The 17064-nt window shown below is 65.9% G+C and carries 17 protein-coding genes; 14 read left to right on the plus strand and 3 right to left on the minus strand.

What is annotated here, in order from left to right; all coding sequences use genetic code 11:
* Positions 1–35: 35 nt before the first annotated feature.
* Positions 36–566 carry a nucleotide exchange factor GrpE gene (gene grpE / locus RBR52_RS00770; RefSeq protein WP_320375267.1) on the minus strand — a complete coding sequence of 177 codons (531 nt, stop codon included), beginning with the start codon at positions 564–566 and terminating at the stop codon, positions 36–38.
* Between the two features lie 375 nt (positions 567–941).
* Positions 942–1133 (minus strand): hypothetical protein, encoded by a 192-nt coding sequence (locus tag RBR52_RS00775; RefSeq protein WP_320375268.1) that lies wholly within the window; start codon positions 1131–1133, stop codon positions 942–944.
* A gap of 174 nt (positions 1134–1307) precedes the next feature.
* On the opposite strand from RBR52_RS00775, the gene RBR52_RS00780 reads away from it, so the two are divergent.
* The gene (locus tag RBR52_RS00780; RefSeq protein WP_320375269.1) at positions 1308–1796 is read left to right on the plus strand and encodes a low molecular weight protein-tyrosine-phosphatase; all 489 of its coding nucleotides are present in this window, start codon (positions 1308–1310) and stop codon (positions 1794–1796) included.
* Positions 1797–1808: 12 nt separating this feature from the next.
* Here the strand turns inward: RBR52_RS00780 and RBR52_RS00785 are convergent, their stop codons facing one another.
* On the minus strand, positions 1809–2981 hold the full coding sequence (locus RBR52_RS00785) for a GNAT family N-acetyltransferase (protein ID WP_320375270.1): 1173 nt from the start codon (positions 2979–2981) through the stop codon (positions 1809–1811).
* On the opposite strand from RBR52_RS00785, the gene RBR52_RS00790 reads away from it, so the two are divergent.
* The 13 genes from RBR52_RS00790 to bamB all read left to right on the plus strand — a co-directional run bounded on the left by RBR52_RS00790 (position 2980) and on the right by bamB (position 17061).
* On the plus strand, positions 2980–4662 hold the full coding sequence (locus tag RBR52_RS00790) for an NAD+ synthase (protein WP_320375271.1): 1683 nt from the start codon (positions 2980–2982) through the stop codon (positions 4660–4662). The two genes, RBR52_RS00785 and RBR52_RS00790, sit on opposite strands and share 2 nt — an antisense overlap.
* Before the next feature lie 62 nt (positions 4663–4724).
* On the plus strand, positions 4725–5063 hold the full coding sequence (locus RBR52_RS00795) for a P-II family nitrogen regulator (protein ID WP_320375272.1): 339 nt from the start codon (positions 4725–4727) through the stop codon (positions 5061–5063).
* 176 nt (positions 5064–5239) lie between these two features.
* Complete coding sequence (locus tag RBR52_RS00800) at positions 5240–6301, plus strand: 2Fe-2S iron-sulfur cluster-binding protein (protein WP_320375273.1); 1062 nt, start codon at positions 5240–5242, stop codon at positions 6299–6301.
* A gap of 149 nt (positions 6302–6450) precedes the next feature.
* Entirely contained in the window at positions 6451–7272 is an 822-nt protein-coding gene (scpB, locus tag RBR52_RS00805; protein WP_320375274.1) for an SMC-Scp complex subunit ScpB, read from the plus strand.
* Positions 7269–8912: a 23S rRNA pseudouridine(2605) synthase RluB gene (gene rluB / locus RBR52_RS00810; protein ID WP_320375275.1), complete on the plus strand. Its 1644-nt coding sequence runs from the start codon at positions 7269–7271 to the stop codon at positions 8910–8912. Before scpB ends, rluB begins: the two co-directional genes overlap by 4 nt.
* Positions 8913–9007: 95 nt before the next feature.
* The gene (gene ndk, locus RBR52_RS00815) at positions 9008–9433 is read left to right on the plus strand and encodes a nucleoside-diphosphate kinase (RefSeq protein WP_320375276.1); all 426 of its coding nucleotides are present in this window, start codon (positions 9008–9010) and stop codon (positions 9431–9433) included.
* A 21-nt stretch (positions 9434–9454) separates the two neighbouring features.
* Positions 9455–10597 carry a 23S rRNA (adenine(2503)-C(2))-methyltransferase RlmN gene (gene rlmN, locus RBR52_RS00820; protein ID WP_320375277.1) on the plus strand — a complete coding sequence of 381 codons (1143 nt, stop codon included), beginning with the start codon at positions 9455–9457 and terminating at the stop codon, positions 10595–10597.
* A 29-nt stretch (positions 10598–10626) separates the two neighbouring features.
* Positions 10627–11490, plus strand: a complete 864-nt coding sequence (gene pilW, locus RBR52_RS00825; protein WP_320375278.1) for a type IV pilus biogenesis/stability protein PilW — start codon at positions 10627–10629, stop codon at positions 11488–11490.
* Between the two features lie 6 nt (positions 11491–11496).
* Positions 11497–12426: a helix-turn-helix domain-containing protein gene (locus RBR52_RS00830; protein WP_320375279.1), complete on the plus strand. Its 930-nt coding sequence runs from the start codon at positions 11497–11499 to the stop codon at positions 12424–12426.
* A gap of 13 nt (positions 12427–12439) precedes the next feature.
* Positions 12440–13732 (plus strand): flavodoxin-dependent (E)-4-hydroxy-3-methylbut-2-enyl-diphosphate synthase, encoded by a 1293-nt coding sequence (ispG, locus tag RBR52_RS00835; RefSeq protein WP_320375280.1) that lies wholly within the window; start codon positions 12440–12442, stop codon positions 13730–13732.
* Between the two features lie 126 nt (positions 13733–13858).
* A complete protein-coding gene (gene hisS, locus RBR52_RS00840; protein WP_320375281.1) occupies positions 13859–15214 on the plus strand; it encodes a histidine--tRNA ligase in 1356 nt (451 codons plus the stop codon).
* Positions 15215–15256: 42 nt separating this feature from the next.
* Positions 15257–15895, plus strand: a complete 639-nt coding sequence (locus RBR52_RS00845; protein WP_320375282.1) for a tetratricopeptide repeat protein — start codon at positions 15257–15259, stop codon at positions 15893–15895.
* Positions 15892–17061, plus strand: a complete 1170-nt coding sequence (gene bamB, locus RBR52_RS00850) for an outer membrane protein assembly factor BamB (RefSeq protein ID WP_320375283.1) — start codon at positions 15892–15894, stop codon at positions 17059–17061. The genes RBR52_RS00845 and bamB overlap by 4 nt, the downstream gene beginning before the upstream one ends.
* The last annotated feature ends 3 nt before the right edge of the window (positions 17062–17064 follow it).

Raw genomic sequence — 17064 nt, forward strand, 5'->3', positions numbered from 1 at the left:
AGCCATGCGAATTCAAGTCTTGCCCCAGCAAGGGTTTATTGCGCGACCGTGATCAGCGCCGGGCGCAGGGTGCGTTCGGCGAGTCGGTAGCCTTTTTGCAGCACCGAAACCACCGTGCCGGACGGCTGCTCGGCCGGTTGCACCGAAATGGCCTGGTGCAGGGTCGGGTCGAATTTTTCTCCGGCTGCGGGCGCGATTTCCTGCAGACGGTTGCGCTCGAAGGCCGATTTGAGCTGACTCAGGGTGAGTTCCACGCCTTGCTTGAGCACGTCGGGCTTGCCGCTGGTGTCGGCCAGGGCCGCCTCCAGGCTGTCCTTGACCGGGAGCAGCGCCTCGGCAAAACCCTCCACCGCGAACTTGCGGGCCTTGGCGGCTTCTTCCTCGGCGCGGCGGCGGATGTTTTCCACCTCGGCGCGGGCGCGCAGCAATTGGTCGTTGAGCTTGGCGATTTCTTCCTGCGCCTGCGCCAGCTCGTCGCTCAGCACGGGCTCGGGAATCAACTCCTGATGCGTGCTTTCAGAGGCTTGCGGGGCTTCGGAAGGGGGGGTCTGGGGATCGGTCTGCATGGTCACGAACGCGACTAAAGCGCGCAGGAATGAAAAATGACCTTCTCATCTTGGGGGTGTCTTGCCGGATTTCAAGAGCACTTGCTCCCAGGAGCCTGTCGGACTTGAGGATCGCGGGCTGCAAATGGACGTTGCGGCGCCCTGCGGCAGCGGCTTTTTGCCCCATGGCATCCACACCGCCCATTTTCGCCTTCCGCACCCCAAGCCCGACGGTCTCCTGGCGTGGCGGCTCGCTGGTCGAGGCAGAACGAAAAAATCCCCCGCGCGTGCTGCCGCGGGGGATTTTGGCGGACAAGGCGGCGGGTTTCGCCGTCATGCCGGAGTGCCCGAAGTCCGGGAACGGGCTTTCAGTGCGCCCCTGGCCGGATGCGGGCCTTACTGGGCTTTCTTTTGTTCCTTTTTCATTTCCTTGTGCACGACTTTCTTGTGCTCAACTTTGTGATGCTCTTTTTTCACTGCCTTGTGAACCCCGGGCTTGGAGACCGCGGGGTCGGCCGGAGCCGGGGTTTGCGCCATGGCAACGGTGGCAAACAGGGAGGCGAACAGGGTGGCAACAATTTTTTTCATGATGAAACACCTTTCAATGTTTGGGATGAAAACGATCCAAGCCGGATCAGGGGCTTAATGCGCGCCCCGGTGAATGGGTTGACATCACTTTGCCAAGCCCGTGGTTCGGGCGCGTCACCGCCCGGATAATGCGCAGGGCGCCTGTCGAATTTCCGCATGCCTGTGAGTCCAACCATGTCCGAGTTTTCCGTGCTGTTCGTCTGTATGGGCAATATCTGCCGCTCGCCGACTGCTGAAGGGGTGTTTCGCGCCAGGGTGCGCGACGCCGGGCTGGAAAAGCGGGTTCGCATCGATTCGGCGGGCACCCATGCCTTTCATGTCGGCTCGCCACCCGATCGCCGCAGCCAGCGCCATGCGCTCGAGCGCGGCTACGACCTCTCGGGTCTGCGCGCCCGGGTGGTGGAACCGGAGGACTTCGCCCGATTCGATCTGCTGCTGGCGATGGACTGGGACAACCTCGCGCTGCTGGAACGGCAGTGTCCGCCGCAGTTTGCCCCGCGCTGTCGCCTGTTCCTGAGCTTCGCACCGCAGGCGCCGGTGGCGGCGGTGCCCGATCCGTATTACGGCACTGCACGCGATTTCGAGCGGGTGCTCGATCTGGTGGAGCAGGCCAGCGCGGGTTTGCTCGCCTTCATCGAAAAGCAGTTGGCGCAGCGGGCCTGATGCACCGCTGGTTCACTGCACCTCCTTGAACGGCAGGCGCTCCTGGAGGTTGTTCCGATGCTGCGCAAGCGCCGCTGTTTCCCGCTGCAGATAGTCTTGCACCGCCCGGGCAAACTGTGGCTGCGCCAGCCAGTGCGCCGAGCGGGTGGCGACGGGCTGCAGTCCGCGCGCCATTTTGTGTTCGCCCTGCGCGCCGCCTTCGAAGGTGGTGTAGCCGTGAGCGAGACACCAGGCGATGGGTTGGTAGTAACAGGCGTCGAAGTGCAGGGCGGGAATGTGGGCGACGGCGCCCCAGTAGCGGCCATACGCGATGCGGCTTTGAGGGTCGAGCACGACGAGCGAACTGGCCACGGGCTGGTCACCCCGCTGCGCGACGAACAGCAGGCAATGCTCGGGCATGTGCGCGCCGATGGCGTGAAAAAATCTGCGGTTCAGATAGGGCTCGGAGCCGTGCAGGGCGTAAGTCGTGTCGTAGCAGCGGGTGAAAAAGTCCCAGTGCGATGCCGTGATTTCGGCTCCCGGCAGCGCGCGGAAGGTGACGCCGGCGTCGCGCACCTGGCGCTGTTCCTGCTTGATCTTTTTTCGCTTGTCGTGCCGCAGGCTGGCGAGAAAGGCCTCGAAGTCGGGCCAGGGCGCGGCGCCATCAGCGGGCGGATTGCGCCAGTGGAATTGCAGGGTGGTGCGTTCGAGCAGACCCAGCTCGGCGCACCAGCGCGCTTCCAGCGGGTCGAGAAACAGGGCATGAAACGAACTGAACCCGCTGCGCCGGGCGATGGCCAGAACCTCGCGGAGCAGCGCCTGACGCGCGCTGGCGTCGCGCCCCAGCAGTTTGGCGCCGCCCACGGGCGTGAAGGGCACGGCCAGCAGCAGCTTGGGGTAGTAGGGCAGGCCGTGCTCGGCGTAGGCTCGGGCCCAGGCCCAGTCGAAAACGTATTCGCCATAGGAGTGCGATTTCACGTACAGCGCGCAGGCAGCGGCCGGCGTCCCGCCTTTGTCGCGCAGCGCAATGACCACGCTCTGCCAGCCGGTATCTGCGCCGACACAGCCGCTTTGCTCCAGCGCGCTCAGCCAGGCGTGGCGCTGGAACGGCGTGGTGCCCGGCGTGGCCCCGACCAGGCGCTCCCAGTCGGCTGCGGGCAGTGCGCTCACCGCGTCCGACAACTCGGTGCGAAAATCCTCGGTCATGACTCTCCAACTCGCTGTCTTGCAATGCAACCCCACCGTGGGCGATCTCACGGGCAATGCCGCGCTGATTGCCCGCCTGACGCGGCGCGCCCATGGGCAGGGGGCGCGCCTGGTCGTCACCCCGGAGCTGGCGCTGACCGGCTATCCCCCGGAAGACCTGTTGCTCCGTCCCGCCTTTCTTCGGGCCAGTGCGTCCGCATTGAAGCAGCTTGCGCATGACCTGTCGGATCTGCCGGAATTGGCGCTGGTCGTCGGCCATCCGCTGGCGCTGGCCGGGGCGGACGCGCCGCGACTGGCCTCGACGCAGCAGGCGGTGGCCTGCAATGCGGCTTCGCTGCTGCGTGGCGGCGTGATCGAGGCGACCTACTGCAAGCATGAGTTGCCCAACTATCAGGTGTTCGATGAGCGCCGTTATTTCGCCCCGGGCGACCAGGCGGTGGTGTTCGAGGCCGGGGGCACGCATTTCGGCATCAACATCTGCGAAGACGCCTGGCTGCCGAATGCGCCGCGCCAGGCCCGCGCTGCGGGCGCCCAGGTGCTGCTGGTGCTCAATGCCTCGCCTTATCACCGTGGCAAGACCGTCGAGCGCGAGCGGGTGATGCGCCAGCGCTGCCTGGAAAACGACATGGCGCTGGTGGCCTCGCAAATGGTGGGCGGGCAGGATGAAATCGTGTTCGACGGCGCGTCTTTCGTGCTCGACCGCGCGGGCGGGCTCGTGGCGCGCTCGCCGCAGTTCGCCGAGGATGTTTTGCGGATCGATATTTCAGGCGGCGAGGTGCTCAGGCAGGCTCCGGCGCATGTGGCGGCTTTGATGCCCGACCATGCCGAGGTGTACGCCGCGCTGGTGCTCGGGGTGCGCGACTATCTGGGCAAGAACGGCTTTCCGGGGGCGATCATCGGGCTGTCGGGCGGGGCGGATTCGGCGCTGGTGCTGGCCATCGCCGCCGATGCGCTCGGCGCCGACAGGGTGCGCGCGGTGATGATGCCTTCGGAATTCACCTCGCAGATGTCGCTCATGGATGCAGCAGAGATGGCGCGGCGACTGGGGGTGCAGTACGAGGTGCTGCCGATCACCCCGCTGTTCGGGGCTTTCCGGACTACGCTTGGTCCCCTGCTTCAACCGCGCGAGGGTGACACCACGCTGGAGAACATCCAGGCCCGCATTCGCGGCACCCTGCTGATGGCCCTGTCGAACAACAGCGGGCGCATCGTGCTGACCACCGGCAACAAGAGCGAAATGGCCATGGGTTACGCCACGCTGTACGGCGACATGGCCGGGGGTTTTGCCGTGATCAAGGATGTGACCAAGACGCTGGTCTGGGAACTGGCGCGCTGGCGCAACGCGCATGCGGCCGCGAGGGGCGAGACCGAGGTCATCCCGCAGCGCATCATCACCCGCGCGCCCAGCGCCGAGTTGCGTGCCGGCCAGACCGATCAGGACAGCCTGCCGCCATATGATGTGCTCGACGGCATTCTGCAGCGCTATATGGAGCAGGACGAACGGGTGGAAACCGTGCTCGCCGCGGGCTACTCCCGCGCCGACGTCGAACGGGTGGTGCATCTGCTCAAACTGTCCGAATACAAGCGGCGGCAGGCGCCTCCGGGCATTCGCATCACGCACCGCGCATTCGGCCGCGACTGGCGCTATCCGATCACCTCGAAATTCCGGGAATCGTTCTGATTTCTGTCGAAATGCCCGCAGGCAGTTAAATTCCGTCTTCAATCACACCGAGGAGCCCCAGGATGAAACTCATCACCGCCATCATCAAGCCGTTCAAGCTCGACGAGGTCCGCGAGGCCCTGGCCGAGATCGGGGTCACCGGTCTGACGGTCACCGAGGTCAAGGGTTTCGGCCGGCAGAAAGGGCACACCGAGCTGTACCGCGGCGCCGAATACGTGGTGGACTTTCTGCCCAAGGTGAAGGTCGAGGCCGTGGTCATGGATGACCAGGTCGAGCGGGCGGTCGAATCCATCGTCAAGGCGGCGCGCACCGGCAAGATCGGCGACGGCAAGATCTTCGTCACCAACATCGAGCAGGTCATGCGCATCCGCACCGGCGAAACGGGCGATGTCGCCATCTGAATAAGCCCACCCCGAAAACCTTCGCTTGGCTCGGTTCTCCCCTCAAGGGATGAGGCCCGCGGCTCCAAGCTGCCCTGCGGCAGTTTGGACGGCGCCGAATCCGAGCGGCTTGCAAGCCGCGAGGTGGACCAGGAAACTCCTGGAGCGGCCCGGCGAGTTTCTTGAGCATCCGTTCCATGCCCCGAGTCCACATTCTCCCTTCGGAAACCGATCTGCTCGCCGACCCCGACGAGAACCTGCTCAAGCTGTTGCGGCGGCATCAGGTGCCCATTCGTTACTCCTGCAAGTCGGGGGAGTGCGGGTCTTGCAAGTGCGTGCTGGAGTCGGGTCGGGTCAAGCTGAAAAAATACGACCCCAAGGCGCTGCCCGATGCGCAGCGCGACAGCGGCATCATCCTGGCCTGTCGCGCCCTGCTGAGCGAAGACATCACCATCCGGCTGATCGACAGCGACGATCTGATCGCGCACCCCGAACGCAAATTGCTGTGCCGCGTGGCGGCGCTGGAGCCGTTGACGCAGGACATCTTCGCGCTGCGGCTGCACATCGAGTTCGCCGACATGGGCGGCATTCCCTTCACTTTTTCCGCCGGCCAGTACGCGCAGCTCGTGGTCGAGGTGGACGGGCAGGAAATCGCGCGCGATTTCTCCATGGCCAGCACGCCGGTGGATGCCGAGTATGACGATATGCTGGAGTTCCATATCCGCCGCACGCCGACCGGGGCGCTGAGCAGTCTGTTGGGCACGGTGATACGGCCCGGCTCGCAGTTGCTGGTGCGCGGGCCGATGGGCACGAGCTACTTTCGCCCGCGACACGAGGGGCCGCTGTACGCAGTGGGCGGCGGCACGGGCCTGGCGCCCATGCTCAGCGTGGTGCGCACGGCGCTGGACAACGGCAAGCTCGAACCCGTGGTGCTGTTTGCGGGATTTCGCAATCAGGCCGACGTCTATGGTCTGGAGCAGATGGAGCAGATGCGCCGCAGCCACCGCAACTTCAGCTATCACCTGTCGCTGGACGAGGCACAGGCCGGTGATCCCCCTCAGGCGGTACATCGCCCGCTGGCGCTGCATCTGCTCGAACAGGTCGCCGATTTTGCGGGCTCCAAGGTCTATCTCGCCGGGCCGCCTGCCATGGTCGAGGCCATCAGCGCCTCCTTGCTGCAGCGCGGCCTGACCGAGCGCGACCTGCATGCCGATGCGTTCTATCCGCCCGTGCCCGCAGAGATCACGCGCGCCGCCTGAAGCATGAACGGCAGGCGCGCTGCACAGACGTACTAAAATCGCCGCTCGACTCATTGGGTGCCACGCACCGACACTTCGCGCCCGCCTTCGGGCGCCTGCGGCACGGCGGACGAATCATTCCGGCTGATGTCGCCCTTTACCGGGTATCTATGAACACGCAAGAGGCCAAGCGCGTCCTTGAGACCGCGCTGATCTGTGCTTCTCAAGCCCTTTCCGTCGCCGAGCTGCGGCGCCTGTTCGACGACACGATCGCCGCAGAGACCGTGCGCGCGCTGCTCGACGAATTGCGCCGCGACTGGCAGGATCGCGGCATCGAGCTCACGCAACTGGCGCAGGGCTGGCGTTTTCAAAGCCGGGCGGAGATGCAGCCTTTCCTCGATCGGCTCTATCCCGAGAAGCCGCAGAAATATTCCCGCGCGGTGCTGGAAACGCTGGCTATCATCGCCTATCGTCAACCCGTGACCCGCGGCGATATCGAAGAAATCCGGGGCATCGTGGTCAATACCCAGATCATTCGCCAGCTTGAAGAACGCGGCTGGATCGAGGTCATCGGCCACCGTGAAGCGCCGGGGCGGCCCGCGCTGTTCGCCACCACGCAGCAGTTTCTCGATGACCTTGGCTTGAAGACCCTCGACGCGCTGCCGCCCTTGGGCGAACGCGCGCAGGCCTTGCCGCAGTTCGACGGCTTGCAGCAACGGCTGCCGGAAATCGCGTGCACCGCAGAGGCGCAAGAAGATCCGAACGCCCAAGCGCCCCGCTCTCTGGAAAACGCCGGGCCGCCCCAGGTTTTCTTGCCAGCCACGGGGTCGAGTGCCACGGCCCCAGTCCGCTCCCGGGATGGATCCGAACCCGACGAACCCGACCGCCCGTCTGGCATTGCGGCCCAGGCTGAACTGGCGGCTTGTGCATCCCCCGACGCGCCCGCGGGCGCGCTGTCCAACGACGACTTCACACACCGATCCCCGCCATGAGCCCATCCGACCCGACTGATTCATCCGAACTCGACGTCCCCTCCGAGGTCGCGCAGGACAAGGCCGAAACGCCTCCAGCGCGTAAAACGCGCGCCACCTCGCGGCGCGCTCCGCGCAAGACCGCAGTCGCCGTCGAGGAAGGCGCCGCACCGCAGATCGACGCGATGTCCGCGCCGTCCTCTGCCGAAGCATTGGCCGTCCTGCCGACCGAACCCGCCGGGGAAGTGACGGAAGGTTCCGGCGCCGTCGAGTCAGGCCCGCAGATGGAACAGATGCAGCCGCCGCAGGCGCGCGAATCCAAGCGTCCGCCGCGTGCGCCGAAAGGCGCGAGCAAGCAGACCGATCCGCAGCCGCCGCAACCGGTCGAAACGCAGCCAGCGGCTGGCCTGCATCCGCCGCTGGCGGGGGTGCAGATTCAGGACGTCATTTCCGGCGCCTACGACCAGGCGGCGGAAAGCGCCGAGATCGTGCGCCGCGTGCTGGCGCCGGCCGAAGACGCGCCCAAGCTGCACAAGGTGCTGGCGCAAAGCGGCGTGGGCTCGCGCCGCGAGATGGAAGACCTGATTCTGGCCGGACGGGTTTCGGTCAACGGCGAACCCGCCCATCTGGGTCAACGCATCCTGCCCACCGACCAGATTCGCGTCAACGGCAAGATCATCAAGCGCCGCCTGCGGCCTGCGCAGTCGCGGGTGCTGGCCTATCACAAGCCGACGGGCGAAGTGGTGTCGTTCAAGGATCCGCAGGGGCGCCCCACCGTGTTTCAACATCTGCCCAGGCTGCAAGGGGCCAAATGGACGGCGGTAGGCAGACTGGACATCAATACCGAAGGTCTGCTGCTGTTCACCACCTCGGGCGACCTGGCCAACCGGCTGATGCATCCGAGTTATGGGGCGGAACGCGAATACGCCGTGCGCGTGCTGGGTGAACTCGACGCTGCAACCCGCGACAAGTTGCTTGAGGGCGTGGAACTGGGCGATGGCCCGGCGCGTTTTCTCAGCCTCGAAGAAGCCGGGGGCGAGGGGGCCAACCGCTGGTGGCGCGTGGTCATCGCCGAGGGCCGCAACCGCGAAGTGCGGCGCATGTTCGAGGCCGTCGGACTGACGGTCAGCCGCCTCATCCGGGTGCGCTATGCCAGTGTCATGTTGCCCGCAGGGCTGCGTCGCGGCGATTTCGTCGAACTCGACAAGGCGCTCGTGCAGCAACTGCAAGGCCGCAATGGCCAAGCGCCTTCCGACGCGGGAGATCGCCCGGCGCGTCGCGCAAACGGACAGGATCAGGGCAGACGCCGCAACGACAGTCGCAGCAGCAGCCGCGGCGGACGCGGCAAGGGGCAGGGCGGGGGCCAGCAGCAGCCCGGGCCGGACAGCTATGCCCGCACCACGGTCGAGGCGCTGTTCGGCAAGAGCCCGGTCGTTCGCAGCGGCGGCGGTTCCTGGGCAGGCGAAGGCAACTTCTCGACAGGGAACAAGCCCGCTGGCCAACCTCGGCGCAAATCAGGCGGCGCGCAGGGCGGCAAACAGGGCGGTTCGCAGCCCGATCCGATGAAAACCAGTTTCGGCTATATCCATCAAGACGTTGGGATGCACCGTGCAGGCGGGGGCGGGCGTCGGCGTGGTGGCGGCAATCGCGGCGGGCGCTGAACCCCCGGCTGAACCCCCATTCGGCGCTCGGCCAAACGGCGCGTCACAGGCGCTGTCTACAATCGCGGATTGACCTTTGATTTCAGGAGCCAGGTATGACCCTCGAGCGCACGCTCTCCATCATCAAGCCCGACGCCGTCGCCAAGAACGTCATCGGGCAGATCTACACCCGTTTTGAATCGGCCGGGCTGAAGATCGTCGCCGCACGCATGATGCACCTGTCGCGCGCCGAAGCCGAGGCGTTTTATGCGGTGCATCGGGAGCGCCCGTTTTTCAAGGATCTGGTCGATTTCATGATCTCCGGCCCGGTGATGGTGCAGGTGCTCGAAGGCGAAGGCGCCATTCTCAAGAACCGCGATCTGATGGGCGCGACCGATCCGAAAAAAGCAGCCCCCGGCACCATCCGCGCCGATTTTGCCGACAGCATCGATGCCAACGCCGTGCATGGCTCCGACGCGGCGGAAACCGCGGCTCAGGAAATCGCTTTCTTCTTCCCGGCGATGGCGATTCATTCCCGTTGATTTTGAGCCGAAACAGCGTCCATGTCCGCTGACCTGACCTCTGCCAACCTTCTCCAGTTCGATCGCGATGGACTGGTGGAGTGGTTCGCGCGTCACGGCCATGCCGCCTTTCGCGCACGGCAGGTGTTTCGCTGGATGCATCAGAAGGGCGTGGCCGATTTCGAGACCATGAGCGATCTGGCCAAACCGCTGCGCCAGTTCTTGCGTGAGTACGCGCAGGTTTCGGCGCTGCCCGTGCTCAGCGAGCAGCGCTCGGCCGATGGCACGGTGAAATGGCTGTTCGACGTGGGGCAGGGCGATGCCGTCGAGGCGGTGTTCATTCCCGAGGCGCAGCGCAACACCCTGTGCGTGTCTTCGCAGGCCGGTTGCGCGGTGAACTGCAAGTTCTGCTCCACCGGTCACCAAGGCTTCAGCCGCAACCTTCAGACCTGGGAAATCCTGGCCCAGCTCTGGCATGCCGAGTTCACCATGCGGCGCGAACTCGGCCTGCCCTTCGGCGAACGCGCCATTTCCAATGTGGTGATGATGGGCATGGGCGAGCCGCTGCAGAATTATGGCGCGCTGCTTCCCGCGCTGCGCGCCATGCTCGATGACGACGGCTACGGCCTGTCGCGTCGCCGTGTCACGGTGTCCACCTCGGGCGTGGTGCCGATGATCGACCGGCTGTCGCAGGACTGCCCGGTGGCGCTGGCGGTTTCGCTGCATGCGCCCAATGATGCGCTGCGCGACGAGTTGGTGCCGCTCAATCGCAAGTATCCGCTGCACGAATTGCTCTGTGCCTGCAAGCGCTACCTCGACTTCGCGCCGCGCGACTTCATCACCTTCGAATACTGCATGCTCGACGGCGTGAACGACACCCCGGCGCTGGCGCAGGAACTGGTGCGGCTGGTGCGCGCTGCGCAGGTCGGCTGCAAGTTCAATCTGATTCCGTTCAACCCATTCCCGCAGTCCGGGCTTGGGCGGTCTTCCACCGCGCGGGTCGCGGCGTTCGCCCAGGTGCTGCTCGATGCGGGTCTGGTCACGACCGTGCGCAAGACCCGCGGCGACGACATCGACGCGGCTTGTGGTCAGCTCGCGGGCGAGGTGCAGGATCGCACCCGCCGCGTCATCCGCATGCAGCGGGCCGCTGCCACGCCGACCGCAGCCGGCCTGGGTCATCATTGAGGGGGACTTTGCCCATGGAGACTTTGCCCATGTCTTCGTCCATGTTGCTGAATCTCTGGGCGCGGTCCCGCGTTGCGGTCTGGCGCGGCGCCGTGCTCGCTCTGCTGATGACGGGCGCTTCTCTGCTGGGCGGTTGCGCGACGCAGACGCAGAGCGCGGCGGAGATGGGATCGGGTGCGGCCCTGAGCACGCAGCAGACCGATGTGCTCAAGCGCGTGCAGGTGCGGCTGGAACTGGCCGAGGGCTATTACCAGCGCGGTCAATTCCAGGTGGCGCTCGAAGAAGTGAATAAGGCGCTGGCGGACAAGTCAGATTTCGTGCCCGCCTACACCATGCGCGCGCTCATCTACACGGCGCTGAACGACAGCGCCAAGGCGCAGGCCAATTACCGCGAAGCGCTGCGCCTGGCGCCCACCAATCCCGATGCGCTGCACAACTACGGCTGGTTCCTCTGCCAGCAGCGTCGCTACCCGGAATCGTTCGCCCAGTTTGACAAGGCGCTGTCCATCCCGAATTACCGCTATCCGGTGCGGACTTATCTGGCGCTGGGCGTGTGCCAATACCGCGCTGGAGACTGGGCCGCATCGGAGGGCACGCTCAAAAAGGGTTTCGCGCTCGATCCGGGCAGCCCGGCTTTGGCCACCAATCTGGCGGTGGTGCTCGATCGCCTGGGCAAGCCCAAGGAGGCGTTGTTCTACATCGCCCGTGTCAACGGCGGTCAGTACGCCAGCGCCCAATCGCTGTGGATCGGCATACTCATTGCGCGCAAGGCGGGCAATCCGCTGGAAGCGGCGCAGTGGACCAACCAGCTCGAACAGCGCTTTCCCGATTCGCGTGAAGCCATCGCCGCGCAGCAGGGGCGGTTCGATGATTCCACCCTGCTGAACTACTGATCCGGCATGACTGAACTCGCCCCGGAACTGATCGCCAGCCGCGTCAAGGTGGGCGCGGCCCTGCGCGAGGCGCGCATGGCGGCCGGGCGCAATGTCGAAGAGCTGGCGGCGCAGCTCAAGGTGTCCCCGGCAAAGATTTCTGCGCTGGAGGCGGGCGACTGGTCTGCGCTGCCCGACGACACGTTCGGGCGCGCGCTGCTGCGCAGTTGTTGCAAGGCGCTCAAAATCGATGCGCAGCCCTTGCTCGACCTCCTGCCTGGCGCGCCGGTGCTGCATAGCCCGATGGCCGAAGAGCAGGGGGGCGATCTGGCGCAGCGCGTGCCGGAGCGTCCTTTGCCCCGCGCTGCGGGCGCCGGTCCCAGATCGCGTGGCCTGCTCTGGCTGGCGGTGTTGATCATTGCGCTGGCCGCCTTGGTGTTTTTCTGGCCCGCCTTGCGGGGCTGGACCGAGGGGCTGATGCCGGGCGCGGTGAAACCTCAAGAAACCAGACAGGGCATGGCGCAAAGCGTGCCGCCCGTCGCATCGCATCCGGCTGTGCAGGCCGCGTCTGGACCTGCACACCTCGGCTCATCGCCGCTGGCTTTGCAGACGGCGCCTGCGCCAGCCGCCTCGCCGTCCGTGCGGATGGCGTCTGCGCCATCTGCATCATCCGCACCGTCCGCAGCATTTGCCGCAGGCGGCGCCGACTCGGGGAATGTGCTGCAATTGGCGGCAAGTGCGCCAAGCTGGGTGCAAGTCACTGCCAGCAATGGCCGGGTGATTTTTTCGCAACTCCTGCCAGCCGGTGCGTCGCAGAGCGTACAAGTACCCTTGGGGAGCACGCCTTTGTCGGTCGTGGTCGGCAACGCGCCGCATACCACGGTGACCTACGCGGGTAAACCCGTCGATCTTGCGCCGGCTACGCGAGCGAATGTCGCGCGCTTCACCCTGAAGTAAATCAAAATCATTCATGGAACTTCTAGATCCTCCCATTCCCGAAGCCGTGCCCGCGCGCCACCGCACGCTTCAGGCGCGCGTGGCCTGGGGCGACCAGGTCGTGACCGTGGGCGGCGATGCGCCGGTGCGCGTGCAGTCGATGACCAATACCGATACGGCCGACGCGATTGGCACCGCCATTCAGGTCAAGGAACTGGCTGCGGCGGGTTCGGAACTGGTGCGCATCACGGTGAACACGCCCGAGGCCGCGGCCGCCGTGCCCGCAATTCGCGAGCAGCTCGACCGCATGGGCATTTCGGTGCCGCTGATCGGCGACTTTCATTACAACGGCCATCGGTTGCTGAGCGAGTTTCCCGATTGCGCGCAGGCCCTGTCCAAGTACCGCATCAACCCGGGCAACGTCGGCAAGGGCGAGAAAAAAGACCGGCAGTTCAGCCAGATGATCGACATCGCGCTGCGCCACGACAAGCCCGTGCGCATCGGCGTGAACTGGGGCAGTCTCGATCAGGAGCTGCTGGCCAGCCTGATGGATGCCAACGCCCGCCGTGCCCAGCCTTACGAGGCGCGGCAGATCATGGCGCAGGCGCTGGTGCTCTCGGCGCTGGAATCGGCGCAGCGCGCCTGCGAGCTGGGCATGGAGGCGGCGCAGGTCATGCTGTCGTGCAAGGTCTCCAATGTGCAGGATCTCATCACCGTGTACCGCGCCCTGGCGGCGCGCTGCGACTATCCGCTGCACCTGGGCCTGACCGAGGCCGGCATGGGCGTCAAGGGTGCGGTGGCCTCGACCGCAGCGCTGGCGGTGCTGCTGCAAGAGGGCATTGGCGACACCATCCGCGTGTCGCTCACCCCCGAGCCCAATGCGCCGCGCAGCCAGGAAGTGGTGGTGGCTTTGGAAATCCTGCAGGCGCTGGGTTTGCGCGCCTTCACCCCCAGCGTCACCGCCTGCCCCGGCTGTGGCCGCACCACCAGTACCTTCTTTCAGGAACTGACCCAGAGCATCGACGCCTTTCTGCGCGCGCAGATGCCCGTCTGGCGCAGCCGCTACCCCGGCGTGGAGCAGATGCGCGTGGCGGTCATGGGCTGCATCGTCAACGGCCCCGGCGAGAGCAAGCATGCCGACATCGGCATCAGCCTGCCCGGAACGGGCGAAGCCCCGGCCGCGCCGGTGTTCATCGACGGCGAAAAGCGCCTGACCCTGCGTGGCGACAACATCGCCGCCGAGTTCCAGCGCATCGTCGAGCAATATGTAGAGCAGCGCTACGGCGCGCCCCATCGCCATCCTGGCCATCCTGAACAGGCGGCTTGAATTTCATCGAAAACAAACTCCGGTTGGAGACCTCCCCATTCAGGGCAATCATCAAGCACAGCAGGGGTCTAATTTTTCTGTGCGGTTTCGCCCGGCGAGTCCTGGCGCGGATTGAAACAAACAAACATGGCAGACAGAATCAATGCCGTCAAAGGCATGAACGACATCGTGCCGCCCCAATCGGCGGCCTGGGAGTGGTTCGAGGAGCAGGTGCGCGCGCTCATGGCCAGCTACGGCTACCAGAATCTGCGCACGCCGATTCTCGAATACACCCCGTTGTTCGTCCGCGGCATCGGCGAAGTGACCGACATTGTCGAGAAGGAGATGTACAGCTTCACCGACGCGCTCAATGGCGAGCCGCTGACGCTGCGACCTGAAGGCACGGCAGCGGTGGTGCGCGCGTGCATCGAACATTCGCTGCTGTACGACGGCGGCAAGCGGCTGTGGTACAGCGGGCCGATGTTCCGCCACGAGCGGCCGCAGCGCGGGCGCTACCGCCAGTTTCATCAGGTCGGCGCCGAGGCGCTGGGCTTTGCCGGGCCGGATGCGGATGTCGAACTCATTCTGATGGCGCGTCAGCTCTGGGCGCGCCTGGGCCTGAGCGAACAGGTCAGGCTCGAAATCAACTGTCTCGGCCAGGCCGACGAGCGGGCGCGTCATCGCGTGGCACTCATCGCCTATCTCGAAAAACACCTCGACCAGCTCGATGAAGATGCCCGGCGTCGGCTGCACAGCAATCCGCTGCGCGTGCTCGACACCAAGAATCCGGCCATGCAGGCGCTGGTCGAGGCGGCTCCCAGGCTCATCGACCATCTCGGCGAGGCGTCTCTGGCGCATTTCGAGGGCGTGCAGGCGTTGCTGCGTGCAGCAGGGCAGCCGTTCACGATCAACCCGCGACTGGTGCGCGGGCTGGACTATTACAACCTCACGGTATTCGAGTGGGTGACCGACCGGCTGGGCGCGCAGGCCACGGTCTGTGCGGGAGGCCGCTACGACGGGCTCATCGAGCAGATCGGCGGCAAGCCCGCTCCCGCCTGCGGCTGGGCGCTGGGTGTGGAGCGCGTGCTCGAACTGCTGATCGAGGCGGGCCGCAGCGTGCCCGTGAGCGCACCGCACGCCTACGCCGTGCTGACCAGCCCCGAGTTGATGCCGCGCGTCATGCCGCTGTGCGAGGCCTTGCGCGCAGCCGGGGTGCGGGTGCAACTGCATATGGGCGGCGGCAGCATGAAGTCGCAAATGAAAAAGGCCGATGCCAGCGGCGCGCGCTGGGCGCTGGTGTTCGGCGAGCAGGAAATGCAGTCGGGCCAGGTCGGTCTCAAGGATCTGCGCGCAGAGCGCCCCCAGGCCGCCGCTTTGCAGCGGCCGCCCCCCGAGGGGGATGAGAAAACTTGGGGCGGCCCGGCGTTTTCTCATGAGCAGCACGGGCAGCAGCGTCTCGTGCCGCTGGAGCCGATCCAGACGCTGGTTTGCGACTTGCTCTGACTGACCTACCTAAAATAACGGCTTTTCGTCCTGCATCTTCCCATGAGCTACAACTTCGAAGAACAAGAACAGATCGCCCGGATGCGTCATTTCTGGGAGCGCTGGGGCACCCAGATTTCCGCGGGTCTGCTGGCCGTCGCGGTCGGTTTTGCCGGGTATTACGGCTGGCAATGGTGGCAGCGCAATGAAGGCGCCAAGGCCGCCGTGGTGTTCGAGCAGGTGCAGGCCGCCATCCAGAGCAACAACCCCGACAAGATCGAGCAGGCCTGGGCCGTCATGCAGAGCAAGGCGCCGGGCAGCGCCTATGCCGGCATGGCCGCGCTGGCCGTGGCCAAGTCGCTGCACGATGCGGGCAAAAACGACCAGGCCATCGCCGCGCTCAACTGGGCCATCGAACATGCTTCGGGGCCGAGCGTGCGGGCGGTCGCCCGTCTGAATCTCTCGGCCCTGCAGATCGACGCCAGACAATACGCGCAAGCGAACAAGACCCTGGCCGACGTCCCCGAGCCGACTTTCACCGCGCTGTTCGACGTGCGCCGCGGCGATCTGGCGCTGTTGCAAGGCCAGCGCGACGCGGCCCGCACGGCTTACGAGGCGGCGCTCAAGGCGCTGCCCGCAGATTCGTCCGAACGTGCCGCCATCGAGCAAAAACTGCAGTCGGTCGGCGGAGGTGCAGCATGAGTGCGGCCCCTCGGTTTTCCCCGGTTTCGCAACGGCGCGCCATGCGGCTGGCGCGCCTCGCCCTGCCGCTGCTGCTGGCCGCTCAACTCGGCGCCTGCGCTTCGGGCTCCAAACCGCCCGAGCCGGCGCCGCTCACACCCGTGGTCAACATCCTGACCGTCAAACAGGTCTGGACGCAGCGCATCGGCGCCGTGCCGGCCTGGTTCCAGACGGCAACGCTGCCTGATGCCGTGGTCGTGGCCTCGTCGGATGGACAGGTCGTGCGCCTGAACAGCGCCACCGGGCAGGTCGAGTGGTCGGCCAAAGTGGCTGCAGGAATCAGCGCGGGGACGGGAAGCGACGGCATCTTTACCGCCGTGGTCGACAAGGGCAACGGCCTCGTTTCCATCGGGCCCAGGGGGCAGTTGCTGTGGCGTTATCAGTTGCCGGCCACGGTGCTCACCCCGCCTTTGGTCGTCGGCGGGCGCATCGTCGTGCAGGCGGCAGACCAGCGCGTGTTCGCCTTTGACGCCGCGACCGGCAAACGCCTGTGGCAGGCCGACAGCCGCGCTGCCTCCCTGCTGGTGCAGCAGGCCGGGGGCATGGTGGAGCGCGACGGCGTGGTCATGGTCGGCACGGCTCTTGGACGCATCGATGCCTACGATCTGGACAACGGTCTGCCGCGCTGGCAGGCCACCCTCGCACGTCCTCGGGGTGTGACCGAAGTCGAGCGTGTCGTGGGCATCACCGGACAGCCGGCGCTGCAAGGCTCGACGCTGTGCGCCCGGGCCTATCAATCCGCCGTGGGCTGCGTGGATGCCGATACCGGCCGCATTCTGTGGACGCGCACGGCCAACGGCTACACGGCGCTGAGCATGAACGATCAGCAAGTCGTCGGCACGCAGGCCAACGGCGATGTGCAGGCGTATTCGGAGGCCGATGGCGTGCCAAGCTGGACCAATGTGCAGCTCAAATATCGCCAGCTCAGTGCGCCGCTATTGGTCGGACGCACCGTGGCAGTGGGCGATTACCAGGGCTACATCAGCTTTCTCTCCGCCAAGGACGGCAGCATCGTCGGCCGCGTGGCCACCGACGGCAGCGCCATCCAGTCGGCTCCGGTGGTGGTGGGCAAGACCATGATCGTCGTTACGGCCAAGGGCGGGATCTACGCCTTCGTGCCCGACTGATCT

The sequence above is a fragment of the Thiomonas sp. genome (assembly GCF_034007205.1).
In the GTDB taxonomy this organism is placed as follows: Bacteria; Pseudomonadota; Gammaproteobacteria; order Burkholderiales; family Burkholderiaceae_C; genus Thiomonas.